Raw genomic sequence first — 26,935 nt, forward strand, 5'->3', positions numbered from 1 at the left:
CCCGGGGGGCGCCCCCGCCCCCGCCGCCCGCGTGGGGGGTTTTGGGGGCGGGGGCCCCCCGGGCGGGGGGCCCCCCCCGCGCTCCCTCAGGTTCAGTGCCAGTACTTCATGACAGTTCCTCCTCCCCCGTGTGTGGACGCAGGGTGACCTCGAAGCGGTCGAGACCGCGCAGGGTCAGATTGCGCCGGTGTTCTGGTTCCGCGACCGCCCGTGCGTCGGGGTAGTCCCTGGCCAGGGTCGTGAAGACCGATCCGGCGAGCCGGATCGCCATGGACGCGCCCAGACAGGCATGGGCCCCGCGTCCGAACCCCAGGTGCGGGTTCGGGGCACGGTCCAGTCGCAGCTCTGTGGGGTGGGCGAAGCGGAGCGGGTCGTGGTTGGCCGCTCCCAGGAGCAGGGTCACCGGATCGCCCGCCCGGATGGTGACGCCTGCCAGTTCGGTCTCGGTGACGCAGACCCGGGCGTCCGCCTGCACGGGTGCGTCGTACCGGATCAGTTCGTCGACGGCCGCGGCCAGGGGCGCCCGGCGGAAGGCCGTCAGCGCCCCCGGGGTCGTCAGGAGGGCCGCGGCCGCGTTGCCGAGCAGCCGCGAGGCGGATTCGTAGCCCGCGTGGAGTACGACCCGCAGGCTGTTGCGCAGCACCGCCCGGTCCACGCCGGCGGCGGCCGCGCTCTCGGCGTGCTGCGCCACGTAGGCGATGAGGCCGTCCTTGGGCGGATCGGCGAGCCAGCCGCCCGCGTACTCGGCGAGCCGGGCCCGTGCGGAGACGGCGGGCTCGTGCTTCTCCGGCCACAGCCCGGCGTCCATCCCGTCCACGACGGTGCGGGACATGGGCACGAACCAGGCCTGGTCGGGGGCGTCCACGCCGAGGAAGGCGGTGATGAAGCGGAGGGCGAGCGGTTCGGCCAGCTCTCCGACGAAGTCGAAGGAGGGCCGCTGCGCCAGTTCGGCGAGCAGGTCCGCGGCCTGCCGCTCCATCGTGTCGTGCAGCGCCTGCCGGTCCTGGGCCCGGAAGCCGTCGAGCAGCAGATGACGGATGGCGGTGTGCTCGGGCGGATCCAGCGTCTGGACGCTCAGCAGCGGGGCCGGTATGTCCTCACCCGCCCGCCGCCAATCGGAGGCGAAACGCGCACTGTCGGTGAGTACCGAAAGGCAATCGGAATGCCGTGTCAAGACCCAGGATCCGAGCAATTCGTGCCAGAAGACAGGGGTGGTTTCACGCAGCCCGGAATATGCGGAATATGGGTTCCGCAAGTTCGACGGACGGGCCAGATCCAAGAGTGGGTCCATGGTCGCCGATTGATCCACGAGAACATCTCCCCCCGCACAAATGGCCTGGTTGAGGCCGCAAATGCTTCCGGTAGAGCAGTGCCTGACGCAGGAATCACCGGTGGGTGACCCGTCTGCGCAGGCACATCTTCGAACTGATCGTCGGCGACGCTACCACGCAACTTGGCTGGCTGGTATGACTACCTGCCACAGATGTTTCCCATGACTCCGGGGGAGTTACGGATGCCAGAACAAGGTCAGACAATCGTCCACGATGTGCCGGTAAACGTCGCTCAACAGCCCAATCCCTACCCGCTCTTCGAGCGAATCCGGGAACACGGAGCTGTTCAGCGCGCACGGCTGAATCCCACCCTTGAAGTCTGGATGGTCACCGGATATGACGAGGCGGTTTCGGCGCTCACCGACCCGCGGCTCAGCAGCAGCCCCGTCAAGGTGAACGGCCTCGAGGAGGAGATGGCCCACCAGGAGCGCACCAACGTCCTGATGGCCAGCATGCTCGTGGCCAACGGCGAGGACCACACCCGCTTGCGCAACCTCGTGTCCAAGGCCTTCACCGCACGACGCGTGGAGGAGATGGCGCCCCGCATCCAGGAGCACACCGACACCTTCCTCGACGCGATCGCCCCCCGGGGATCCGCCGACCTGGTCTCCGAGTTCGCGCTGCCGCTCCCCATGGCCGTGCTCAGCGAACTCATAGGTATTCCAGCCGAGGGACAGCCAGATTTCGCCAAGTTGGCGGTCGGGCTCATCATGCCGCCCAACACCCCCGAGCGACTCGCCAAGGGGGCACGCGCCCGGGCCGAACTCACCGAGTTCTACGAGCCCTTGCTCGCCCAGCGCAAGGCGGAGCCGCGTGATGACCTGCTCAGCGCCCTGTGTGCGGCCCAGGCCGAGGAGCGCATCAGCGACCGCGAGCTGATGGCCATGGCCATCCTCGTCACCCTCGCCGGGCACGAGACCACCGCCAGCCTCATCGCCAACGGCGTCCACGCCCTCCTTCGCCACCCCGACCAGTTCGTCGCCCTCCGCGAGGACCCCGCGCTGCTCCCCGGCGCCATCGAGGAACTGCTGCGCTACGAGGGCCCGGTCAGCCGCGGCGTCGCGCGCTTCACCGTCGAGGACTTCGAGATAGGCGGCGTCACCATCCCGGCGGGCGAGATGATCATCATCGGACTCGCCGCCGCCAACCGAGACCCGGCCCGCCACGACCGGCCCGACATCCTCGACGTCGCCCGCCGCGAAATGCCCCAGCAACTCGCCTTCGGCCACGGAGTGCACTTCTGCCTGGGCGCCCCGCTGGCCCGCGCGGAGGCCAGGATCGCCATCGGCTCGCTGCTGCGCCGCTTCCCCGACCTGGAGCTGGCGGACGCCGAGGAGACCCTCACCCGCCGTGAAGGCATCCTGCGCGGCATGGCCACGCTGCCGGTGACCTTCACACCCCGGGCGTAGGGGCGGGGCGTGAGCACGGAACAACGGACGCAACGGAGAGGAAGTCCCATGGCAGCGGCCTCCGGCACCGCGGAGTTCGACGCGATAGCCCCCGGCTACGACCGGTCGCGCGGCGGCACGGCCCGCGCCGCCGGCTTCGCCGACCAGCTGGCTCCACTCCTGGATCCGGCCCACCCCGTACTCGATGTCGGCGTCGGCACCGGCGTCGTGGCCGCGGAGCTGACGGCCCGGGGCCACCGGGTGTGCGGCGTGGACCTCTCTCCCGGCATGCTCGCCCTGGCCCGGACCCGGCTGGGGCAGCGCGTCGCGGTGGCCGACGCCGGCCGCCTGCCGATCCGCACGGCGTCGGTGACCCAGGCGGTGTCCACCTGGCTGCTGCACACCGGGGTCGACCGCAGGGCCGTGTTCGGCGAGGTGGCCAGGGTGCTGCGCCCGGGCGGCCGCTACCTGGTGATCCCGGCCGGGGGCACGCGTCCGACGGACGACATCGGGCGCATCGTGAACGAACTGGAGGACCGGCTGGACCCGGAAGGCACCCGCCAGGACGGCCCGCAGGCGCTGGCCCCGGTCGCCGAGGCGCGGGGCCTGGCGTACGAGGGCACGGCGGCCGAACGGCCCAAGACCTTCGAGGTGTCGCCGCAGGACATGGCGCGCTCCCTGTCCGGCGGCCTGTTCACCGGCGCCTGGCCGGTCCGGGGCGACGAAGTCCGCGTCGTGGACGAGGCCCGCGCCCGGCTCTTGGCCCTGCCCGGCCCGGCCGTTCCCCGGGTGCGCCACCTGGCCGACTTCGTCATGGTGTTCACCCGCACCGGCTGATCCCGCGGACCGGGGGGCCGTCCTGCCGGGCGCGTGCGGCAGGCACGGCCCCCCTCCGCGGGCTTCACGCCGCATTCACCGGAGGCTGCCACCGTCGTCGTATGGACCTCAGTAGACGAGAACTGCTGGCAACCGGAGCGGCCGCGGCCGCCGGCCCCCTCACCGCCGCCGATCCAGTCCCAGTCCCCGAGACCGTCACCCGCACCCTGCGCGGCACGATCGCGCCGGGGGCTCCGGACTTCGTGTACGTACCGCTGGAAGTCCCGCCGGGCATACGCGAGTTACGGATCGCGTACACCTACGACAAACCGCCGGTACCGGCCGGCACCCTGGGCAACGCACTCGACATCGGCATCTTCGACCAGCGCGGCACCGCCCTGGGCGGCCGCGGCTTCCGCGGCTGGTCGGGCGGCGCCCGCGGCGAGTTCTTCCTCCGCGCGGACGACGCCACCCCCGGTTACCTGCCCGGCGCCATCGAACCCGGCCGCTGGCACCTGGCGCTCGGCCCGTACACGGTGGCGCCCCAGGGCCTCGCCTACGAGATCACCGCCGCCTTCACCCCCGGCCGGCCGGAGGCGCCCGCCGTCCCCGCCCATCCGCCGCAGCGCGCCCGGGGCCGCGGCCGCGCCTGGTACCGGGGCGACTGCCATCTGCACTCCGTGCACTCCGACGGCCGGCGCACCCCCGCCGAACTCGCCACGCTCGCCCGCGGGGCGGGTCTGGACTTCATCAACTCCTCCGAGCACAACACCCACTCGGCGCACGCGGCCTGGGGCCCCGTCGCCGAGACCCATCCGGACCTGCTGATCCTGACGGGGGAGGAGGTCACCACCCGCACCGGCCACGTCCTCGCGATCGGCACCACGCCGGGCACCTTCGTGGACTGGCGCTACCGCGCCCGCGACCAGCGCTTCGACCGGTACGCCCACCAGATCCGGCGGGCCGGAGGGCTGGTCGTCCCCGCCCACCCGCACGCCACCTGCATCGGCTGCGCCTGGAAGTTCGGCTTCGGGGAAGCCGACGCGGTGGAGGTGTGGAACGGCCCCTGGACCCCGGACGACGAGGTCGCCCTCGCCTCGTGGGACGCGACCCTGCGCGGCGGGGAGCGGTGGCTCCCGGCGGTCGCGAGCAGCGACTACCACCGGGACCCGGACCGGGTGGGCACCCCGCAGACGGTGGTCCTGGCCGAGGACCTGTCCCGTGAGGCGATACTGGCCGGCCTGCGGGCAGGCCACAGTTACGCCGCCGAGTCCTCGGCCGTTTCGGTGACCTTCGAGGCGATGACCGGCCGCGGGGCACACGCCGGTATCGGCGACCGGCTCCGGGTCGAGCCCGATACGGAGGTCCTGATCCGGCTGACCGTGACCGGAGCCGACGGATGCGACCTGCGGCTGGTCACGGACCAGGGCGTGGCCTTCACGGCCCCGGCGGCCACATCGCTGGAGTGGCGCACCACCGCCTCCCGCACCTCCTACGTACGCGCGGAGGCCCGGCGAGCCTCCCCGGCCCCACCCCTGCCAGGCCCCCCGGCTGCGCTGACCAACCCCATCCGGCTGGGATGACCGTACTGCCGAGGACCCTGGCCGGGGTTCGTGTCAGTGCCCGGTGACCCGGGTCGTGGCCTTGGCGGTGTTGTTCGCCCGGTTCGGATCGGCGGTACGGGAAGTGACGGAGGCCTTCGCGGTGATGGTGGGTCGCAGGGTGGCCCGTACCGTGACGTGGAAGACCCGCTGCTGTCCGGCGCCCAGGGCCTTGACGCGCCAGGTCACCTGCGTGGGCGTCTGCCGGTCCGAGCCGGGGGACGTGCCCGTGACCGGCAGCCCGTGGGGCCGGGTCAGGGTGACGGCCGTGTCGGCGGCGCCGAAGGGCCCCTTGTTGGTCACCGTGACGGTGTAGCTGTACTCGGCGCCGCCGGGTACGGCGGTCGGTGCGCTCAGCCGGACCGCGAGGTCCGCCCTGGGTGCACCGGCGCCGACCTCGACCCGCCCGATCCGGTCGCCGAAGACCTCGGTGAACCACATCCCGCCGTCCGGGCCCGCCGTGATGCGGATCGGGGCGCTGGCCGAGTGGGGCAGCGGGTAGTGCGTGACGTTCCCGGTGGTGGTGATCCGACCGATCCGGTCGGTGAACTGCTCGGTGAACCACAGATTGCCGTCGGCCCCGGTGGTGATGTCGCTGGGGGAGCTGCCGGCAGTGGGGAGGGGGTGTTCGGTGATGTCGCCGACCGCCGCAGGGACGGGGAGGGGGGTGGCGGCGGAGGTGGCGGGCAGGCCGATCAGGCTGACGAGCAGGGCGGCGGTCAGCCGCAGCGCCCAGCCGCAGCGGCGGCGTCGGGGTGTCCGGTGCGCGGGCCCGGACGAGGTGGAATGGGTCACGGGAGGCAGACCTTTCGGCCGGAGGGCGGGGCGGTCAGCCCGTCATCGGAACGAGACCTCGCCGACGGATCCGAGCGCTGTCGGACGGCTCGTGGGGCTCGCGACAGCGGTGCGCGCGCTCCGGATGCCGGGCATGCGCACCGCAGCGTAGGGGCCGGATGACGGCGCGTCAGCCCGCTGTCGGCCAACGGGCTGACGGCCAACCGGGTGGTGTCCGAGCCCCCACCGCTACGGGAGTTCCCCCGGCCGCCCGATCGCCGAAGCCTCCACGCGGTGCGTCGACAGCTTCTCGTGCCGCCTTCGGTCCACGGTGGCTACCGCCCGAGGAACGCCGCGGCGCTCGCCACGAACCGGCCGGCGTCGTCGAGCCACGGATAGTGGCCCGCCCCCGGCTGCACCACGAGCGTGGCGGCGGGAAACAGCTCCGCGAACTCGGTCACCGTCTTCGGGGGGCTGTTCAGGTCGAACTCGCCGGCGAGCAGCAGTACGGGTGCCTCGCAGGCGGCGAGCGCCGCCCGGGTGGCCTGCGGGTCGAAGGCACCCTCGGCCGCGAAGAGGGCGACGGCCTCCGTGTTGTCCGGCCGGCTCGCCGCGTGGTGCTCCTGCGCCGCGGCATCCCACCGGCCGCAGAAGAAGGGGGCGATGGCGTCCCAGTCGCTGCCGGTGCCCTCGTTGATCGCCTCCAGGGCGGCGAAGGCCGCCGGGAACCACGGCTCGTCCTTCCGGCGCAGCGCGAGCTCGCGCCGGGTCTCCCCGCTGATCGCGAGGCCCACGGCTCGGGCACCCGGGGTGATCAGGGCGAGCTTGCCGACCTTCCGCGGGTGTCGAGCCGCGTACTGCGCCGCCAGGTTCGCACCGCCGGAGTGCGCGAGCAGGTCCATCCGGGGCAGTCCGAGGTGTTCGCGCAGGGCCTCGACGTCCTCGACGAGGCGGTCGCAGCGGTAGGAGGAGGTGTCTTCGGGCATCGCGGAGCGGCCGGTGCCGCGCAGGTCCAGAAGGATCAGCTGCCGGTGCGCGGACAAGCCGCCGAGGTCGCCGAGGTAGACGGAGTCCGACGGGCCTCCCGGGATGCAGACGAGCGGGGTTCCCTCTCCGTGGGTGCGGTAGGCGAGCTCGGTGCCGTCGGGTGCGGTGAAGGTGTTCATGCCGTGGAGCATGCCAGTCATAACCAGGTTGTACAACCCGGTTATGGCGCAGGGCGGCCGGGGTGTATAACCGAGTGGTGGAAGGCGAAGCGATACTCACCGAGGAACAGGCCGGGCGGATGCTCGCCCGCATGAACGAGGTCATCCGCGCGGGCGAGGAGATGCGCGGGCTCCGCACCGAAATGATCAAGGTGCTGGTCGATCTGGGCTGGACCCAGGACCGGATCGCCCGGCTCACCGAGATGAGTCAGCCCGCGGTGTCGAAGCAGGTGACGAAGTACAAGGGCGGCGATCCGCTGCCCCCGATGCAGCTCTCCCTCGCCCAGCACGACGCACCGTGGCTCGAAGGGCGCCTGTGGGGCCTGGCCGAGGAGATCTCCGAGAGCTGCGACGCCGCCCGCTGCGCCCGCCATGTCGACGCCATCGCCCGCGGGCGCAGGCGCTTCACGCCCCAGCACGTCGACGAGCTGCGGCGCCTCGTCGAAGAGGACCTGCGGCTGCGCCGGGCGGAGTTGCCCGCCGGCTTCCGGGAGGCGTACGACGAGATCAGCCGCGGCCTCGACGTCCCGCCGAAGGGCGCCACCACAGCCGCGGCGGCGGCGGCCGCCACAGCGCCCTCCGTGCGTCGCGCCCTCGCCTGCCAGATCCAGCGCGACCACCTCAGGGCCGCCTCGTGAGCCCTCGGTGACGCGGCGTCACATTCCTTCGGGCGCCGGGGTGGTGGGCGCGGCCGCGGCGATCAGGGTTGCCGCGAGGTCCTCCTTGCGCATCCGCTGGTCGACGTAGAGCAGGGCGATGACCAGCTGGGGATAGCCGAACTGGAACAACATGCTGATCGCGCCGCCGACCAGCATGGAGATCGCGTACACGACGATCCCGAAGATCAGCGCGCTGGGATCGACGTCGCCGTTGCCGCCTTCCATCATGGTCGGGAAGAGCGCGACCATGCCGACGAAGCCGAACGGCATCTGGATGGCGTAGCCCACGGCCGTCGCCACCAGGTACGCCAGCATCGTGATGCCGAACACCCGCCACCAGCCGTCGCTGACCAGCCGGGAGGAGCGCCGCAGAGCCGCGACGGGGCCGAGGCCCTCGCACACCGCGGCGGCGGGCCCGAGGCTGAAGCGCGTCGCGAGCCAGACCGACACGGGCATGCAGACCAAGATGCCCAGGAACAGTGCGAACAGGGCGGCCGGCGGGCCGGAACCGTCCGAGGTGACGATCAGCGGGATGCAGATCGCATACACGACGAGCATCGGCCCGCCCGCGATCAGCCCGGCGAGCAACACGGTGCCGAGCACCGCCGGCAGCCGTGACCAGCAGCGGCGCCACATCGCGCCGAAGGTCGTGGGCCGCCCGAGCACTGCCTCCTGCACCACCGCGGGACACAGGGCGCTGATCATCCCCGCGCCCAGCGTCATCGTGACCATCAGGAGCACACCGGCGGGAACGAAGGCCAGGACCAGAGCCATCACGTCCGCGCCGTCCGCGCGCTGCCCCCGGGGGAGGTCGAAGACCGCGGAGAACCGGCTGTGGACCGCCGCGGCGGCGATGCCGATCGCGGCGGCCACGAGCAGGATCCCGAAGCCCTGCACGGCGAGCATCACGCCGACCAGGGGCTTCCAGTACCGACGGAAGGTCGCGAAGGCGCCGCCGATTATCCCGCCCACGTCCAGCGGCTTCAGGGGTATGACGCCCGGCTGCGGCGCGGGCGGCGGCATCCATCCGGCGCCTCCCCACTGCGGCATGGGCTGTCCCGGGTGTTGACCCCACCCCGTGTTGTGCGACATCTCTGTTCCCCCTCGGATGAAGGGACACGGTAACCCGCCGCACACCGCGAGGTCGCACGGGCCCAGCCGGCCGCGGCCGGGCCCGGGGCCGAGGTCAGGCGGGGAGGGCGTCGACGGTGGGGACGACCACGCCGAACAGGTCGGTGACGGCGGTCAGGGCGGCGGCCTGGAGGGCCGCGGCCGGCAGGACGGCGCCGTCCGGGGCGGTGAGGGCCCGCGTTGCGGTGGTCTCGGCGACGACGGTGGGGCGGTAGCCGAGGTTGAAGGCGCCCTGGGCGGTGTAGTTGACGCACATGTGCGTCATGAAGCCGGCCAGCACCAGGTCCTTGCCGCTGCCCGGGGCGGCGCCGAGGCCCGTCAGGGTCTTCTCCAGTTCGGTGAGGTGGAAGGAGTTGGGGAACTGCTTGACCACGACCGCCTCGCCGTCCGCCGGGGCGACTTCGTCGCTGATGGCGCCGATGTGGGCGCGTATGTCGTACGGGGTGTTCTCGCCGCCGTCGTTGATGACGTGGATCACCGGAGTGCCCGCCGCGCGGGCGCGCTCCAGCAGGCGGGCGCCGGCCGCGAGGGCTTCCTCGGCGCCTTCCAGTGCCATGACGCCGGTGCGGTAGGTGTTCTGGAAGTCGATCATGATCAGGACGCAATCGCTCAGCTTCGGCGCCCGGTCGTCCAGGCCGCTGAGGTCGCGCAGGGTCGTGGAGGGCTGGTGCGTGGTGGACTGGGGCGTGGTGGGTTGGTGCGTGGTGGGCTGGTGCGTGCTCATGGGGTGCCTTTCAGAGGGAAACGAGGCATGGCGAAGCCATCCGCCCCGCCTGCGTATGGGGTACGGGGGAAGTCAGTTGGTCTGGGTGCGGAAGCGGCGGCGGTAGGCGGCGGGTGTGGTGGCGAGCTGCCGCCTGAACGCCCGGTGCAGGGTCTCCGCCGAGCCGAGCCCGGCAGCGGTCGCCACGTGGTCGAGCGGATCGTCGGTGGTCTCCAGCACGCGCCGCGCCACCTCGACCCGGGCGGCTTCGACGTAGGCGGCGGGACCGGCGCCGGTCTCCTGCTTGAAGACGCGGGCGAAGTGCCGCTGGCTCAGGCACATCCGGGTCGCCAGCACCTCGGCGGACAGGTCCTCGTCCAAGTGGTCGGCGATCCACAGCCGCAGCTCGTCGATGTCGCGACGGGCGGAGGCGGGCCGGCTGAGCGGTACGGAGAACTGGCTCTGCCCGCCCTGCCGTTTGAGGTACATCACCAGCTGCCGGGCCACCGCCAGCGCGGCGTCCTCGCCCAGGTCCTCGGCCACCAGGGCCAGCGCGAGGTCCAGGCAGGCGCTGATCCCGGCGCCCGTCCACAGCCGGCCGCGGTCGGCGCGGACGAAGATCGGGTCCGGGTCGACCGTGACGCCCGGGTGGTCGGCGGCGAGCTGGGCGGCGGTCGACCAGTGTGTGGTCGCCGTCTTCCCGTCCAGCAGGCCCGCCGCCGCCAGGACGTGCGCGCCCACGCACACCGACGCCACCCGCCGGGCGTACGGGGCGGTCTCCTTCACCCATGCCACGACATCGCTGTCGATACGGGCCACGGGGCCGTCCTCGGTCATGTCGACCGCACCGGGCACCAGCAGGGTGTCCACCTGTCGGCCGACCTCGTCGAAGGACAGGTCGGCCAGCAGCCGCACACCCGCCGACGTCCGCACCTCGCCGGAGGCCGGCCCGGCGAGGCGGACCCGGTAGCCGGCGCGGCCGGCGGTCTCCCGGTTGGCCAGGGCGAAGACCTCGGCCGGGCCGGTGACGTCGAGGAGGTCGACATCGGGGAAGACCGCGATGACGACACGGTGCGCAAGGGGCATGAGCCCATCCTGACTCGCCCCACCCATGGCCGCAATGACGGCTGACTGTCACATCCGGACAGGGGTGTACGGGCTACTGCGGCATGAGGAGGCGGCGCAGGTCGATGATCTCGTAGCCCCGCTGGAGGGCCGCATCGATGATCCGGGGCAGGGCCAGGGCGTCGAGGACGACACCGTCGCCGTTGCTGCCGACGTGCATCTGCAGGATCGCGCCGGGGGTGAGGGCGTCGACGGCGCGCTGCACGGCCCGGTCGACGCTCATGCCGCCGTCCGGGCCGAGGTAGCCGTTCGTGTCCTGGGTGAACTCGACCGCCGCGTAGCCGAGGTCGTTGACGTCGGCGATCGAGTCCGGGGTGGTGGCGCTGTAGGGGAACCGGAACAGCGGCAGGGGCTCGGCCCCCGAGGCCCGGCGGATGGAGGCGTCGGCACGCTGTACTTCGTCGGTCCGTTCCTCGGTGGTGAGGTCTGCGAAGTAGGGGTGGGTGTGCGAGTGGTTGCCCAGACCGTGGGCGGCGGCCATCGCGCGGACGGCCGAGGGGTGGGCGTCGGCGAACCGGCCGGTGGGGAAGAACGTGGCGGCGAGCCCGCGCGTGCGGAGCTCGGTCAGCACGGCATCGATCCCGGCTTCGTCCCAGGCGGCGTTGAAGGTCAGCGCCATGACCTTTTGGGTGGTGGGGATCCGCCGGATCTCGTCACCGAACCACGCCGCCGGCGGCCGTGGCCCCGCCACCGGCGCCGCCAGGGCCCGGGAGCCGGGGAAGAACCCCGCGGCCGCCACCGCCGTCAGCACGGCACGCCGTCCCACATCCCTCACGGACACTCCCCTCGACACGGTCCGCCGTCACGGCCCTGTCTGGACTATGCGAGAGGAAGGAGCCCGGTGGCCCGCACCCCATGCCGGGCACTCGGGTGATCCCCGCCCCCGCTTCCGGCCTGTCCGATGGGGCGAAAGGCCCCGTCAGGTCCTTGGTTCGGCGCCGCCGGGGACCTCGTAGATCCTTCCGTCGACGCCCGCCCGGTAGAGCTTTCCGGCCGAGAAGCCGCGTTCTCCGTGGCCGTACGTGAGCTGGGTGGAGAGGTAGAGCCCCGATTCCACGGTGCACAGGGTCGCGCCCTCGGCCCGCCAGATCTGGCCCGCCGCGTGGGTGGCGATCAGCGGGCGGCCCCGGCCGTCCAGGGTCAAACCGTCGGGGAGGGCGAGGGCGTTGGAGGTGTCGGCGGAGATCCAGCGCTGGGGGTGCGCGGGGTCGGCGACGGGAATGCGGTACAGCCCGGGGGCGATGGTGGTCTGGATGACGTAGACCTGCGTTCCGTCCGGGGAGACCGCGATCCCGTTGGGCTGCGGCACCCGGGCCCAGGCGGGGTCGACCTGACCGTCCGGGGTGACGCGGCCGATGTTCCGGCCGCCCAGGGTCGTGGTGTACACGGTGCCGTCGGGTGCGAGGGCGACGCCGTCGATGCCGCCGAGGCCCGAGGCGTACGTGGTGACGCTGCCGGTCTCCGGGTCCACTTGCAGGAGCTTCGACACCGCAAGGGCGTCACCGGTGAGGGAGTGCGCGAGGTCGTTGCCCGTGCCGACGAGGAGCCGGCCGTCGTCGCGGACGACGATCCCGCCATTGGCGCCGATGTTCCCGGTGAGCGGGACGGGGGCGCTGCCCGGTCCGTCCATGCGGTAGACGCGGCCCGTGAAGTACGCGGTGGCGAACATCCGGCCCCGCTTGTCGACGGCGATCGACTCGACCCAGTCGGGTATGCGCGCCACTTGAACCGGCGGAGCGCTCGCGGCGGCATCACACACCGGCGCCGCGTGGGCGCAAGTCGGTGCGAACACGCCCGCGGCCGCGGCCAGTACGACCGCCGCGGACATGCCGCGGCGCGGCCCGCGTAAGGCGGCGCGGATGTTCCTGGTCAGCCTCATCGGTTCCCCTCCATGGTCAGGTCAGGTCGATCTGCCCGTGAAGTATCGGCCCCGGGCGTCTCCTGGACCACCCCGCCACCCGGAGGCCGGGCCGGCCCGCCGCCCTCGCGGGGGCGGGCCGACCCGTGGGTCAGTCGAGCTGGGTGATGCCCGGCAGGTCGCCGGTCGCCGCCGCGTTCGCGGCCGGCAGGGCCGTCGGGTAGATGCGGACGTCGCTCACCGCTCCGTTGGCGTACTCGCCGTACGCGCCGGAGGCTATGCGGCGGCCGATCTGCACGGGGCCCGCCGCGTTCCAGCCCGGGCTCGTGAACGGGCCGGTCGCCGAGAGCTTCCCGTCGACGTACAGGCTGAGCTGCGCGGTGTCCGCCTCGTACACACCGACCAGGTGGGTCCAGCGGCCCACCTGGGCCGATTCGCCGTACACCGCCGAGAAGGTGGTGGTGCTGACCGCCGGGTCGTGGTGCATCCCGAAGGCCCACACCTTCTTACCCGACGAGTAGTACAACTGCATGCCGTTGTACTTGTCCGCGGCGTCGGTCTGCGAGACGAACGTGGAGTTGCCGGTCAGGGAGCCCAGCTTCACCCAGGCCGAGACGGAGTAACTGCCCGACGTGTCGACCGCGGGGCCTGTGCCGGCCGCGTACCCGGTCGTGCCGGCCAGGTTCAGCACCCGTCCGCGGGTGGCGTCCGTCGTCCAGGTGTACGCGCCGCCCAGGGTTGCGTCGAGGGTGCCCGGCCCGTCGGCCACCGAGGTGCCCGCGCCCTCGTCCAGCCGCCAGGCATGCGTGGCCGAACTGCCGACCGCGCCCAGGGACGCGGGCGCGTCGAGGCCGGCGAGCCCGGCCTGAGGGGCGGTGCCGGGGAACTCGAGCAGCTGGCCGCCGGCGTCCACGGCGTACAGCTCGGGGTTGGCGTCGGGTCCGCCCGCTGCGCTGTTCAGGTCGCCCGGGGACATGACGGCCGGGTAGGCGGACTTCGGCAGGACCGGTGCGAGCGGTACGGCCGGAGAGGTCTGCCAGCCGGCCGTGGCGCCGGTGGTCCAGTTCTGGGCCACCGTGCCGTTGCAGGTGAAGATCACCATTTGGGTGCCCGGGGTGGTGCTCGCGTTGGGGTCGTCCAGGCACTTGCCCGAGCTCGGGTTCACCAGGCTGCCGGAAGCGCCGAGCGTCCACTTCTGCGCGCCCGTGCCGTTGCAGGACCACAGCTGGACGATGGTGCCGTCGGAGACGCCGTTGCCGTTCACGTCGAGGCAGCGGCCCAGGGCCCGGATGCTGCCGTCCGACATCAGCGTCCAGCCCTGCGCGACCGTGCCGTTGCAGGCGTACACCTGGACCTTGGTGCCGTTCGCGGTGCCCTGGTGGTCCACGTCGAGGCACTGCTTGCCGCCGCCGCTGACGGGGACCGCCGACGGCAGGGCCGTACGCACGGGGGCGTGCAGCAGGGCCGGCACGAGCGTGCCCGCGTCGACCGTGACGGGGAAGCTGTAGACCGTGCCGCTGACGTCGTCACGGGCCCACAGGGCCGGGGCGCCGCCGGTGACGGTGCCCTTTCCCGAGCCGTCGGTCGTGAGGGTGCCGCCGACCGTGCCGGGGCCCATCAGGGTGAGGCCGGACCAGTCGCCGTCACCGAGGAGCAGCGGGTGCTTGAAGTGGCCGCCGCCGTCGGTCTGGTAGATCCACAGCTTCTTGTTCTCGACGGTGACGACCGCCGGGTAGTCGGTGGTGTTGCCGTAGAGGTTGCCGGGGGTCACCAGCTGGTCGACCGACCAGCCGGAGGCGTCGTACCCGGCGGTGCGGCAGCGGGTGTCGTCGGCCACGCGGGCCGCGGACTCGCAGGGGTCCTTCGGGACGACGTCGAAGCGGCGGCCGGTGAAGCCCGCGTACGTCGAGTAGGGCACGCGCGGGAAGGCGTTGTCGGCGGCCGGGTCGAGGTCGTTCTTCACGATGTAGAGCTGGTGGCTCTGCTTGTTGTACGCGAGGAGGTCGTCGACGTCGGAGCCGTGCAGGTTGCCGCGGTGCGCGATGAGGTAGTTGTCCCAGCCCGTGCCGTCGGGGGAGTGCGCGGCGCTCGCGACGGTGACCGGCCCGGTGGCCGGTGGTGCGGGGTCCGTGTGCGGGGCGGTCTGTACGGGCTGTACGGGCTGGGCCGCGTCGGTGTTGCCGGGGATCAGGTTCAGGTCGCCGGTCCGGGTGGTGGCGAGCAGGTCGGGTATGCCGTCGCCGCTGATGTCACCCGGGGTGATCTTCGTGTCCGGGTTCCACGGCACGGCGTACGTGTAACTCACCGGCGCCTGCGAGAGGTTGCCGGCCTTGTCGGCCGCGGCGACGTACAGGGTGTGGACGCCCCACGCCGTCACGGGGACGGTCACCTTCGCCGTGGCCCGGCCCGCGCCGTCGGTGGCGCCGACCGGGGCCGAGGTGCCTGCCTGGGCCGTGGGCCGGCTGTCGAGGCGCCAGACGAAGTGGTCGACGCCGCTGCTCAGGCAGGGGCCGGGGGTGCAGGTGGCGGCCGGTGCCGAGTCGCTCGCGGCCACGTCGAAGGAGGTGGTGCGGCCCGGTCCCGCGTAGACGACCAGGTTGCCCGCCCCGCCGCCGACGGGCGGGAAGGAGGGGTTGGTGGTGATGCCGGGGGTCTCGGGCGGGCTGAAGTCCGTACGGAACCAGCAGTGTTCGGAGACCGGTGAGGTCAGCTGGGCGGAGGCGTTGTCCTTCGCGTAGGCGTCCCAGCCGTACTCGTGGCCGTCCTTGAGCGCGATCCCGACGGGGACGGCCGCGTCCGATCCGGAGGCCAGGTACGGGCTGGACGGGGTCGCGATGGTGGTGGGGTTGCCGTTGGTGAGAGTGGTCCGGTCCCAGAACTCATAGACCGCGCCGGCCAGTTCGCCGGAGACGTTGGTCCTGACGGTCGAGTGCAGCTGGAGGTTGCTGCCGGCGTCCGAGTAGGAGGTGGCGCCGACCCAGCCGAGTCCGGTGATGGTGCACGGGCCGGAGGCTCCGACGGCGGAGGGGGTGGTGTGCAGGTCGGCCGGCACCTCGGGCGCGATGTCGAAGGTGGTCACCAGCGTCATCACGGTCGACAGCCGCAGGTAGTTGTCGTTGCCGCTGGAGATCGACTCGTCGCCGAACAGGCCGACGGTCCAGGTGTCGGTGCCGTTCAGGGCGATCTTCTGGGCCTGGGCCGTCACCGTGAAGGTGGCGGTGCTGTTGCTGCAACTGCTGCTGGAGTTGGCACCGCTGGGCACCGACGTGCTCGCCGCGGCGTACCCGCCGTCGACGGAGGGCTGGTTGTTCCAGGAGGTGGTGGAGTAGATCATCCCCGTGGTGCGCAGGGTGATCGGCTGGTTCTTCGAGCAGTTCCAGCTCGCCGCGTAGGTGGTGGGGATCGTGATCAGGGCCTTGGACACCACCATCCGCGGCGAGAGCCCGCTGGTGTTGATCGCGTAGTACGAGCGCTCCAGGCCGGTGCCGCAGGCGCCGCCCCAGCGCTGGTAGCCCACGCCCTCGCCGCTGGACTGCGGCTTGTCGTACTGCGGGCTGCCCGAGCAGGAGCCGCTGGAGTACACCTCGTCGTAGTGGCCCGACTTGCTCGAGACGGGGTTGGTGTACGGGTCTATGTACACCGGGTAGACGACGTCGGGGCCGCTGAGGGCCGAGACGTCGGGGCGCAGGGTGAGCGAGTCCGAGGTGGTGCTCATCGGCACCTCGTCGACGAGCGCGGCCGAGCCGGGGCCCTCGACGGAGGATGCCGGAGGCGGCCCGGGGTGCTCCTGCGGGGCGGCCAGCCGGTCCGTGGACGTCGCCCCGGCGGCCTTCGAGAAGGACTTCGCCGCGGGCGCCGACGGGGAGTCCGCGGCCGGGGTGGAGGAGTCCCACATGACCGGGCGCGGCGAGATGTAGGCGAGGCTGCCGTCCGCGGCCGTGGCGGTCATGCCGCCCGAGTCGGTCGCGTTCAGCTTGAGGCCCTCGGCGCTCGTCGCGAGCCGCAGTTCGCGCAGGCGCGGGTCGGCGGCCGCGGCCGCGTCGTGGACGACCAGGATGTCGCTGAATCCGCCCTGTCCGGTCACGGACACCGACAGGTCCACGCCGGGCAGCACCGAGCGGTAGAGCGCGGTGTCGCCGGAGACCTCGGGGGCCGGGAGCGGGAAGGGCATGGTCAGCGCGAGCTTGTTGCCGTCCTCGTGGGCGAGCCGGACCACCGGACCCGCGCCTCCGCCCGAGAGGGCCACCCCGTGGGGGCTGGCGGCGGGGGACCAGCTGCCGTCGGCGTTCTTGCGGAGCGTCGGGTCGACCGGGGTCCAGGAGCCGCCCTTGCGGACGCGGACGGGCTTGAGGTGGGTGGTGGAGGTGAACGATCCGTCCGGGTTGGCCACGGTCTCGGAGGTCTGGCTGGTGAGCGAGTCCACCGGGACCGTCTTGTGCTGGGCGGTCGCCTTCTGCCGGGCCGCGAGCATGCTGCCCGCGGGCGCCGTCGGAGCGGTCACCCCCGCCGCGAGCGCGGGGGCCGCGGGCGAGCACATGGCGAGAACGGAAAGTCCCGCAAGGAGTTTTTGAGACAGTGTCAGCCGTCTCCGTCTGCTCGCATCGCGGGCTCTTCGGTCAATCATCAGTCAAATTCCTTGCCAAGAGACTGCCTGGTGGAACCCTTGGTTCCCCCATGTTTGGCCGCCTTTTCGGGGCGGCATGGGGGCCGAGAGTCCGGCAGATTGTCGGATTGGTGGGATGTTCGCCCTGCATAAAAGGTGCGCAATGCGTCGATGTGAGTGGCTGATTGAGTTCGAACTCACTGACGAGTCACCGTATTGATTAAGCCTCAGGGACATCAATAGCCTCCGGACGATCACGCGACTCGTGTGATCGCAATTCGGCGGCCGCGTCCATCCGGCCGCCCGTGTGGGGGGATGCACGTGGCAGGACGGCGTCGCTGGTTCGCGACCGTTCGATACCGGACATGGCACGGCAGACGCAGTGTGGGCATGGCGGTCATCGCCGCCCTCGCACTGCTCCTGCCGATGGCCTTCATCCAGGGGTTCGACCTGGGGATGCTCGGTGCGGGAAAGAGTGACTGGGAGGGCCGCGACGGTCAGGCCGGGCACTACCGCTTCGACGGCAAGGTGTGGAAGCCGCAGAAGGTTCCGGCCACCCCCGGGGTGGCCGGACACCAGCTGGCCGCCGGAACGCCGGCCGGCCACCCGGACGGCTTCCGGCCGCTGGGCAACTACCAGGCCGCCGCGCCGGTGTGGCCCAAGGCGGGCAAGGCGACCGTCCAGCTCGCGGCGGCCCCGGCCGCCTCGGGCTCGTCCGCCTCAGGCTCGTCCGCCTCGGGGTCCGCCCCTTCCGCGGCCGAGGCGGCGGCCAAGCCCGTCAAGGCCGGCTCGCTGCCCGTGTGGGTCGCCCCCGCGCACCCCGCCACGGTCGGCGCGCAGACCACCGCCACGGCCGCTCCGGCCGCCGTACACGTCGAGGTGGCCTCGCACGACCAGGCCCTCAAGGCCGGCGCCAACGGCATGCTGCTCTCCCTCGCACCGGTCACCGCCCCCGGCGCCCCGGCGCAGGTGGAGGTCGTCGTCGACTACGCCGCGCTGGCCAAGGCGTACGGCGGCGGCTACGGCTCCCGCCTGCAACTGGTGCGGATGCCGGCCTGCGCCCTGACGACCCCGCAGCGCGCCGCCTGCCGCACCCAGACCCCGATCCCCTTCGACAACCGTGCCACGGCCGACCAGCTGACCGCGACCGTCCCGCTGGAGACCGCCGCCCCGGCCGCCAAGAGCGCCGCCGGCGAGGCTGCCCCCGGGGCCCGCTCCGCCACGGCGACCTCGGCCTCCACCGAGACCTACGCCTCCACGGCCACCTTCGCCGCCGCCGCGGCCGCGGCGGCGGAGCCCACCACCCTCGCCGTGACCTCGGGCAGCGGCGGCTCCCAGGGCGACTACGCCGCGACCTCCCTGAACCCGTCGGGCAGCTGGCAGGCCAGCGGCGCCGGCTCCTTCACCTACTCGTACCCGATCAGCGTGCCGGCCGGGCTCGGCGGCAACGCCCCCTCGGTCGGACTGTCCTACGACTCCCAGGCCGTGGACGGCGAGACCTCCGCCCGCAACTCCCAGTCCACCTGGGTCGGCGACGGCTGGGGCTACGACCCCGGCTTCGTCGAGCGTACGTACCGCAGCTGCGGATCCCTCCGCGACGGCAACGGCGACAAGGTCATCAAGGGCTCGGGCGACAACTGCTGGTCCGGCGCCAACGCCCAGGTCTCCTTCGGCCCGCACTCCGGCGTGCTGGTCCCGGACACCAAGGACGCGGCCGTGCCCGGCCTGCTGCGCCAGTGGAAGCTGCGCGGCGACGACGGCACCATCGTCCAGGAGCTCTCCGGCGCGGCCAACGGCCTCCAGGACGGCACGTACTTCCGCGTCCTGACCACCGACGGCTCGGCCGCCTACTTCGGCTCCGGCCACGCCCCCGCGGGCGTGGGCACCGCAGCCGTTCCCCAGTCCGCCGCCCCCACCGACGACAGCACCGACTCCGCCTGGGGCGAGCCCGTCTTCCACCCCCAGTCCGGTGACCCCTGCCACGACGCGGCCAAGGGCAAGGCCTCCCGCTGCGCCAAGCCCGAGGGCTGGCGCTGGAACCTGGACTTCGTCGTCTCACCGAACGGCCTGGTCCAGCGGTACGACTACACCCCCGAGACGAACTACTACAGCCTCGGCGGCGGCCAGGCGGCCGACGGCAAGTTCGGCACGCTCACCTCGTACACCCGAGGCGGCGCGCTCGACTCGATCAGCTACGGATACACGCTCGCGGACGCCCTCGCCAAGCGCACCCCCTCCGCCCGGGTGGTCTTCACCGCCAAGCAGCGCTGCCAGACGACGAGCACCTTCACCGACTGCTCCGCCGGCAACCTCACCGACGCGAACGCCTCGCACTGGCCGGACACCCCGTGGGACCTGCACTGCGACTCCACGGACAGCACCACCATCCCGGACGGCTCCACCACGGTGCCCAAGGACGTCTGCGTCATCGCCGGCCCGACCTTCTGGTCCACGACGCGCCTGGACAGCATCGCCACCCAGGTCCACGTCAAGGACGCGAAGACGGACAAACTCGTCCCGGTCGACTCCTATCAGCTCACCCACGTCTTCTCCGACGCGGGCGGCACGGTCGACCCGGTCACCGGCACCTCCGTGGACCCCGAGCACTCGGGCTTCCTGCAGGCCGTGATGTGGCTCCAGACGGTGCAGCACACCGGCAAGGACACCTACGACAACGGCAACAGCGACATCACCCTGAACAAGGTGGCGTTCACGGGCACCGAGATCGACAACCGCGTCAATGACGTGATGCCCTCGGCCCCGCCGCTGTACCACCCGCGGATGTCCGGCATCCAGACGGAGACCGGCGAATCCATCGCCGTGGACTACAACCAGGCCCCGTGCGAGGGCAAGACCCTCACCTTCGCGGGGGCCGACTCCAACACCGAGTCCTGCTACCCGGTGTACTGGAACGTGCCGGGTGCCTCCAAGCCGACGGCCGACTGGTTCAACAAGATCACCGTACGTACGGTGACCACGTCCGACCTGACCATCGCCTCCACCTACAAGCCCGACGGCAAGGCGGCCCCGTCCGGCTCGGCCTCGCGCGTCTCCACCTACGCCTACGCGGGCGCCGCCTGGCACCGCGACGACTCGCCGTTCGGCGACGACCAGTACCGCACCTGGAGCCAGTTCCGCGGCTTCCGCACCGTGACCGTCCAGACGGGCCGGGCCCCCGAGCCCGTCACCCAGACGGTGTCCACCTACCTCCAGGGCATGGACGGGGACTACCTGGCCGACGGCAGCCGCCGCTCGGTCACCGTGGACGCCAAGGTCAACGGCGCCGTCGTGCAGAGCGTCACCGACTCCGACCAACTGGCGGGCACGGAACTCCAGAACGAGGTGTACACGGCGGCGGGCGGCACCGTTTCCGCCACCAGCATCAGCGCGCCCTTCACCTACACCAGCACCGCGACCAGCCCGCAGACCGCCTGGAGCGGATGGGAGCAGAGCGAGCACCCCGGTGAGACCAAGCCCGCCCTGTCCACGCTGCCGGCGCTGACCGCGTACCGGATGCAGAACTCGCAGAGCCACGGGTACGAGCGGCTCGCCGACGGCACGTGGCGGCACACCCGCACCGACACGGCGTACGACGCCCAGGGCCGGGTCTCGGCGGTGGACGCGCACGGTGACGTGACCGACCCCACCCAGGAGCGGTGCACCGCCACCGCGTATGCGAACGCCCCGCCCGGCAACCCGCGGATGATCTCCTACCCCGGCCAGGTCACCGAGGTCAGCGGCCCCTGCGCCGCCGTGACCTCCGCGAACCTGCTGTCGGACCGCAAGATCTACTACGCCGGCGACGGCACCCTCCTCGGTCTCGGTGCGTTCGGCCAGGTCTCGGACACGGCCGCCGCCACCGGTGTGCAGATCGCCACCGGCTTCACCGGCAGCACCGAGAACTGGCAGACCACCGCCGCCATGAAGTACGACGGCGTCGGCCGGATCACCGACGCGGTGGACTCGACCGGCCAGAACACCCACACCGACTTCGTCCCGGCGTGGAGCAGCTCCGGCAACAACATCAGCCCCACCACGGTCAAGACCACCAACAGCCACAACTGGGTGGTGTCGTCCACCCACTCCCCGCTGCGCGGCCTGGCCACGCAGAACACCGACACGAACGGCCGCAAGACCGAGATCACCTACGACGCCCTCGGCCGCCGCACCGCGGTGTGGATGCCGGGCCGGGACAAGGGCGCGGGCCAGAGCGCGGACCGCACCTTCTCGTACTCCCTGAACCCCGGAGCCGTCGCTGCCCCGGGCGACACCGTCACCCAGCCCGGTGGGCCCACCTCGGTCACCTCCAGGACCCTGCGCGAGGACGGCACCTACTCCGTCAGCATCGCCATCTACGACGGGATGCTCCAGCCGCGCCAGACGCAGATGAGCCCGCAGGGCGACAGTGACGTCGGCCGGATCATCGCGGACACCTTCTACGACTCGCACGGCTGGCCCGTCACCGCGTACGCCCCGTACTACGAGCCTGCGGCGTCGCCGTCCGGAACGCTCTTCGCGGCGAACGAGAACCAGATCCCGTCGGAGACCACCACGGCCTACGACGGCCAGGGCCGGACGCTGACCGCGACGCTCTGGCACCAGGCGGTCGAGCAGTGGCACACGTCCACGAGCTACCCCGGCGCCGACGAGACGGACAGCACGCCCCCCGCGGGCGGGCGGACCACCGCCTCGTTCTCCAACGCGCTCGGCCAGACCGTGCGCACGGTGGTGAAGAACACCGACGCCACGGTGACCCTGCACGGCGGGGACGTCATCCCCTCGGGGACCTCCCTGGCTTCCAACAGCGTGCGCCTCACCATGGAGGCGGACGGCAACCTGGTCCTGACCGCACTCGCCACCGGCAAGCAGATCTGGGCCAGCGGCACGGCCGGAAACCCGGGCGCCTACGCCAAGTTCGGCACCGACGGCAACCTCGTGGTGTACACGACGTCCAACGCCGTGAAGTGGACCACCGGCCTGGCAGCGTCCACCGGATCCACCTTCCGGGTGAGGGCGGACTCCACGGCGGTGGTGGTCGCGAGCAACTCCACCACGGTGCTGTGGAAGCAGGGCACCGCGGGCGCCGTCCCGGCTGCGAACGCGACGACCAGCTATACGTACGCATCGGCCGGCCAGATCGCCACGGTCAAGGACAGTGCGGGCAACACCTGGTCCACCTCCTATGACCTGCTGGGCCGGCCCGTCTCGCAGACCGATCCCAACACGGGCACCGGCACCTTCGACAAGTACGACACCTCGGGCAACCTGCTTCAGGCCACGGACACCCGGGGCCAGACCCTGTCGTTCACCTACGACTGGAACAACCGCCGCACGGCCACCTACAGCGGCCCGTGGACGGCGACGCCGGACCCGGCCAAGAAGCAGGCCGGTTGGGTGTACGACACGCTCGCCAAGGGCTACCTGACCTCTTCGACCCGCTACGTGGGCGGCGCCTCGGGCAAGGCCTACACCCAGGCGGTGACCGGCTACAACACGGCCTACCAGCCCCGCGGTGCGACCGTCACCATCCCGGCCTCGGAGGGCTTCGCGGCAGCGGGCCAGTCCGCCGCACCCGCGAGCGGCACCGTCACCTACCAGACGAGCGTGGACTACACGCCGACCGTGGGCCTGCTGTCCACCACGCACTACCAGGCCGACGGCAACCTGCCGGCCGAGGACGTGGACTACGGCTACACCCAGCAGGGAACCCTCGACACCTTCGGCGGGTACATCTCCGCGGCCAACACCCCCGCGTACCTGTCCGCGACCGTCCACGACGCACTCGGCAGGGTCCAGCAGACCAACTACGGTCCGAGCGGAAAGCAGCTGGCCACCTTCGCCCAGTACGACTCCACCACGGGCCGCGCCACGCAGACCAGCAGCATGGTGCAGACCTCGGCGACCGCGCTCGACGTCGTCAACTACCGCTACAACCAGATCGGCGAACTCACCGCGGTCGACGACCTCCAGAACAACACGGCCCACGACACGCAGTGCTTCACCTACGACTCCTTCCAGCGCCTGACCCAGGCATGGACGGACACCGCGGGGATCACCTCCCCGTCGGCCGCTCCGGTCGGCGCGATCGGCGGCTGCACCACCGGACGCGTCCAGACGACGAGCTCGGGCCAGATCAAGACCACCACGGTCGGCGGCCCCGCCCCGTACTGGCAGACGTACACCTTCGACCAGCTCGGTGACCGCACCGGCATGGTCAACCACGACGCGAGTGGCAACGCGCTCGCCGACACCACCCAGTCCATCGCCTACGCGGGCAAGGACGGCACGGTCGCCTCGGCCCTGCCCGACCAGGCCGGTACGACGACCAGCGGCAACCCCGCGGACGGCACGGCCACCTGGACGAACACCTACACGGACCCGGCCAACGGGAACAAGAACGCCGGCAACACCATGAGCCGGAAGGTCACCACGACCGGCCCGCTCACCACCGGGTTCACCCTGGCCGGCGGCGGCAAGCTCTGCATCGAAACGGCGGGCGGCGCCGCCACCGCGGGCACCAAGGTCCAGGTCGGCTCCTGCAACGGCACCAGTCCCGCGCAGAAGTGGACCATCGGCACGGACGGCACCGTCAAGGTGCTCGGCATGTGCCTGGACACCGTGTCCAACGCCACCACCGGCGGCACCCTGGTGGTGATCGACACCTGCAACACCGATCCGAGCCAGAAGTGGAAGGCGACGACCACCGGCACCCTGGTGAACGTCGCGAACAGCGCGGTCTGCCTGACCGACCCGGCCGCGAACGCGACCGCGGGGACGCAGCTGACCCTGGCCACCTGCGGCAGCGCGGGCCAGGTGTGGAAGACGGCGTCGACCGGCGCCCTCCCGGCCGGTCAGACCCAGTCGTTCACCTACGACGGCGAGGGCCGTACGGCCACGGTCACCACGGGTACCGGCACGACCAGCACCACCGCCAAGTACCTGTACGACGCCGACGGCAAGCTGCTCATCCAGACCAGTGCGGTCGGCGGCGCGGACAACACCCGCATCCTGTACCTCTTCGGCGGCGCCGAGCAGATCACCCTGAACGTGGCGGCGAAGACCTGGACGGGTCTGCGCCACTACACGGGACCCGACGGCACGAACATCACCCGTACCAGCGCGGGAGCGGTCAGCTACCAGATCGGCAACACCCAGGGCACCGCGACCGTTTCGGTGGACGCGGGCAGCCTGACCGCCACTCGCCGTTCCTACGACCCCTACGGCAACGCCCGTGGACCGAAACCCCCTTCCTGGGTCTCCCCTGACGAGAACCGCGGGTTCCTCGGTCAGCCGTTGGACGCCTCCACCGGGCTGAACCTGCTGGGCGCCCGCAACTACGAGGCGACGACCGGCCGTTTCCTCAGCCCCGACCCGGTCTTCCAGGCCGGCGACCCCAACCAGATGGGCGGCTACACCTACGCGGCGGACAACCCGGCCAGCGGCAGCGACGCCAGCGGCATGGACAACTGGTACCTGGACCCGAGCATGAACGTCTGTGCCATCGACTGCAAGGGACCACCGCCGACCACGACCACGACGACCACGACGACCGTCACGACGAAGACCTCCAGTGGTGGCCACGGCGGTGGCGGCTGCTCGGGCTTCTGGGGCTGCGTGGGCCACTACATCGAGAAGGCCGCCCCGGTCGTGGTGGTGGTGCTGGTCGTGGTGGTGATCGCGGTCGCGGTCGTGGCCTGTACCGCCGAGTCCGGTGGTCTGCTCGGTCCCGCCTGCGTCGAGGGCGCCGCAGTGGCCTTCGTGGCGACCTGTGGCGCGTTGCTGGGCGACTGTGGCCCGGGGCCGGGCGGTGAGGGGTTGTCCGAGACGGCCCGCGAGGACTCCTCCCGGGGCGCCAAACCGTCCGGGGAATCCGGCCCGACGGGCGCGAAGGGAGCGGGTCCGGCCAGCGGCGCCGCGAAGGAAGCGGTACGCGACGCGGAGGGTCCGGCGGCTCCCAAGCACGGAACGACCCAGGAGGCGGCGGAGACCGCGGCGGCGTCCTCGACCCGAGCGGACGAGGCCTCGACCGGCAACGCGGGTACGACGTGCAGTTTCTCACCCGACACCGAAGTCCTGCTGGACGACGGGCAGACCAAGCCGATCGCCGAGGTCACCACGGGCGACCAGGTGGAGGCGGCCGACCCCGGCAACGGCGGTGACGCGGGCGGACGCACGGTCGTGGCCACCTGGGCCCACGACGACAGCGACCTGGTCGACCTCAGCGTCGAGGTGGCCCCGGGCGAGGTGGAGACGCTCCACACCACCTCGGAGCATCCCTTCTGGGACGCGACCACCCTGACCTGGGTCCCGGCGGGGGCCCTGACCAGCGGTCACGCACTCACGACCCCGGACGGCCGGACCGTCCACGTGGTCGAGGCCCGCCCGGTCCGGGGCAAGGCCACCCGCTACAACCTGACGGTCGACGAACTCCACACGTACTACGTGCTGGTGGGCGGTGCTCCCGTCCTGGTGCACAACGTGTGCGGGAAGACGAAGCACTCCCCGCGCTGCGAGTGCGAGAAGTCGGGTCAGCCGGTGCGAGGCGTCTCCCCGGCAGAGGGCGACACCGTCGTCCTCGGTGTGGCGAGTGCGGGCAATCCGACCGCCGAGAGCATCGGGGGGATGACCTTCAACAGCACGGTCTACTCGAACTTCCACGACGACGGCGGCGGCCGGCCGCAATGGGTGAACGAGGTCGACGCGGCCGTGTCGAACCCGAGGGTCGGACTGGCCGTGGACCTGGGCGACCTGTACCCCGGACAGCCGGGCATCTCGGCCGCGGACGCATTCGCCCAAGCCGTGAAGAACGGTCGGGCCAACGGCTGGCAGAGGGGCCGTGGAACAGAATGGGAGATGACCCGAGTTCGGTATTATGTGCTGGATGAGGACAGCCCGCGCACCTGGGAGAGCATCACCTGGTACATGAACGGTGTGGAGGTGAGCAAGGACCAGATGCCGCACCCGGAGTGGTGATCAGGTCCCGATCCCGGTTTCGCTTTCCGTTCTGAACGAGGAGTCCTTGATGAGCCATCGGTTCGATGCCGGGCAGTATCCCGATGTCGCTGAACACGGTTCGCTGGCCGCGGCGCTCAATGCCCGGATGGCTGCCGCCGGCTCGCCCCACCGCTTCGTGAGCCCGCAGACCCCGACCGGGCTGGTCGAGGCGGTCGTCAGCGAGGGCGGCGAGGGCGGCGCGGGAGTGTTCGTGAACACGGGTGTGGACGGTTATGCCGTGCGATTCAGCCGGCAGAACTGGGTGTGGGCCGTCGGGGCCACGCCGGACAAACACCGGATCGTGGGCGCGGCGCTCTCGTGGCTCGGCGGAACAGGGCTGGCGCAATTGGCCTCGGACTGGGATTTCATCAAGGTGACCGAGCTTCAGTTGTCCTACGAGCGGGGCGATGCGGTGGAGACGCAGTGGGAAATCCTGCTGCGTGACGAGGAGTCGAATTACCGGGACCTCGTCGTGTCGGCCAGTCTGAATCCGGATGTCCGCCGGCATTTCCCCGTCCTGGGGCACAACTTCCTGCTCATGGAGAGCGAATTCAGCTCGGATTTCCTGGCTTCGGTACTGCGCGTAGGGCCGGGGAAGTACCGGCTGTACGTCCCGGAGGCGGACGAACCGTTGCTCCAGGGGGGCGGTGACGAGGTCGTCGCCCGCCTCGCGCGGCGGCTCGGAAGCCAAGGCTCGGCCACGGCCTGATCCCGCCCCGGCCGACGGCCGACACGAAACGGCCGCCC

At 71.7% G+C, this 26,935-nt stretch carries 15 protein-coding genes; 6 read left to right on the forward strand and 9 right to left on the reverse strand.

Annotated features, from left to right (window positions below; translation table 11 throughout):
- Positions 1–106: 106 nt before the first annotated feature.
- On the reverse strand, positions 107–1,174 hold the full coding sequence (locus ACFWBF_RS32530; RefSeq protein WP_385608209.1) for a cytochrome P450: 1,068 nt from the start codon (positions 1,172–1,174) through the stop codon (positions 107–109).
- Positions 1,175–1,654: 480 nt separating this feature from the next.
- Here ACFWBF_RS32530 and ACFWBF_RS32535 point away from each other — a divergent pair, with 480 nt between their 5' ends.
- The 3 genes from ACFWBF_RS32535 (at position 1,655) to ACFWBF_RS32545 (ending at position 5,118) form a co-directional block, all read left to right on the forward strand.
- Entirely contained in the window at positions 1,655–2,740 is a 1,086-nt protein-coding gene (locus tag ACFWBF_RS32535; protein ID WP_385608211.1) for a cytochrome P450, read from the forward strand.
- Positions 2,741–2,788: 48 nt separating this feature from the next.
- Positions 2,789–3,556: a class I SAM-dependent methyltransferase gene (locus tag ACFWBF_RS32540; RefSeq protein WP_385608212.1), complete on the forward strand. Its 768-nt coding sequence runs from the start codon at positions 2,789–2,791 to the stop codon at positions 3,554–3,556.
- A 101-nt stretch (positions 3,557–3,657) separates the two neighbouring features.
- Positions 3,658–5,118 carry a CehA/McbA family metallohydrolase gene (locus ACFWBF_RS32545; RefSeq protein ID WP_385608214.1) on the forward strand — a complete coding sequence of 487 codons (1,461 nt, stop codon included), beginning with the start codon at positions 3,658–3,660 and terminating at the stop codon, positions 5,116–5,118.
- A gap of 33 nt (positions 5,119–5,151) precedes the next feature.
- Here ACFWBF_RS32545 and ACFWBF_RS32550 read toward each other — a convergent pair whose 3' ends face one another.
- Together ACFWBF_RS32550 and ACFWBF_RS32555 are read right to left on the reverse strand one after the other, a co-directional pair.
- The gene (locus ACFWBF_RS32550) at positions 5,152–5,931 is read right to left on the reverse strand and encodes a hypothetical protein (protein WP_385608216.1); all 780 of its coding nucleotides are present in this window, start codon (positions 5,929–5,931) and stop codon (positions 5,152–5,154) included.
- Between the two features lie 314 nt (positions 5,932–6,245).
- Positions 6,246–7,076 (reverse strand): alpha/beta fold hydrolase, encoded by an 831-nt coding sequence (locus ACFWBF_RS32555; protein ID WP_385608234.1) that lies wholly within the window; start codon positions 7,074–7,076, stop codon positions 6,246–6,248.
- Between the two features lie 77 nt (positions 7,077–7,153).
- Here ACFWBF_RS32555 and ACFWBF_RS32560 point away from each other — a divergent pair, with 77 nt between their 5' ends.
- A complete protein-coding gene (locus tag ACFWBF_RS32560; protein ID WP_385608217.1) occupies positions 7,154–7,753 on the forward strand; it encodes a sigma-70 family RNA polymerase sigma factor in 600 nt (199 codons plus the stop codon).
- Positions 7,754–7,771: 18 nt separating this feature from the next.
- Here ACFWBF_RS32560 and ACFWBF_RS32565 read toward each other — a convergent pair whose 3' ends face one another.
- The 6 genes from ACFWBF_RS32565 to ACFWBF_RS32590 all read right to left on the reverse strand — a co-directional run bounded on the left by ACFWBF_RS32565 (position 7,772) and on the right by ACFWBF_RS32590 (position 17,128).
- Positions 7,772–8,797 (reverse strand): hypothetical protein, encoded by a 1,026-nt coding sequence (locus ACFWBF_RS32565; protein WP_385608219.1) that lies wholly within the window; start codon positions 8,795–8,797, stop codon positions 7,772–7,774.
- A 163-nt stretch (positions 8,798–8,960) separates the two neighbouring features.
- On the reverse strand, positions 8,961–9,629 hold the full coding sequence (locus tag ACFWBF_RS32570) for an isochorismatase family protein (protein ID WP_385608221.1): 669 nt from the start codon (positions 9,627–9,629) through the stop codon (positions 8,961–8,963).
- Between the two features lie 72 nt (positions 9,630–9,701).
- Positions 9,702–10,694 (reverse strand): GlxA family transcriptional regulator, encoded by a 993-nt coding sequence (locus ACFWBF_RS32575; RefSeq protein WP_385608222.1) that lies wholly within the window; start codon positions 10,692–10,694, stop codon positions 9,702–9,704.
- A gap of 73 nt (positions 10,695–10,767) precedes the next feature.
- On the reverse strand, positions 10,768–11,508 hold the full coding sequence (locus ACFWBF_RS32580; protein ID WP_385608224.1) for a polysaccharide deacetylase family protein: 741 nt from the start codon (positions 11,506–11,508) through the stop codon (positions 10,768–10,770).
- A gap of 144 nt (positions 11,509–11,652) precedes the next feature.
- Positions 11,653–12,612, reverse strand: a complete 960-nt coding sequence (locus tag ACFWBF_RS32585) for an SMP-30/gluconolactonase/LRE family protein (protein ID WP_385608226.1) — start codon at positions 12,610–12,612, stop codon at positions 11,653–11,655.
- Positions 12,613–12,742: 130 nt separating this feature from the next.
- Positions 12,743–17,128, reverse strand: coding sequence for a LamG-like jellyroll fold domain-containing protein (locus ACFWBF_RS32590; RefSeq protein ID WP_385608228.1), 4,386 nt, complete (start codon positions 17,126–17,128; stop codon positions 12,743–12,745).
- Positions 17,129–17,584: 456 nt separating this feature from the next.
- Here ACFWBF_RS32590 and ACFWBF_RS32595 point away from each other — a divergent pair, with 456 nt between their 5' ends.
- Both ACFWBF_RS32595 and ACFWBF_RS32600 read left to right on the forward strand, forming a co-directional pair.
- Complete coding sequence (locus tag ACFWBF_RS32595) at positions 17,585–26,167, forward strand: ricin-type beta-trefoil lectin domain protein (RefSeq protein WP_385608230.1); 8,583 nt, start codon at positions 17,585–17,587, stop codon at positions 26,165–26,167.
- 49 nt (positions 26,168–26,216) lie between these two features.
- A complete protein-coding gene (locus ACFWBF_RS32600) occupies positions 26,217–26,897 on the forward strand; it encodes a hypothetical protein (protein ID WP_385608232.1) in 681 nt (226 codons plus the stop codon).
- The last annotated feature ends 38 nt before the right edge of the window (positions 26,898–26,935 follow it).

It is taken from the genome of Streptomyces sp. NPDC060028 (assembly GCF_042736725.1).
Lineage (GTDB): Bacteria > Actinomycetota > Actinomycetes > Streptomycetales > Streptomycetaceae > Streptomyces.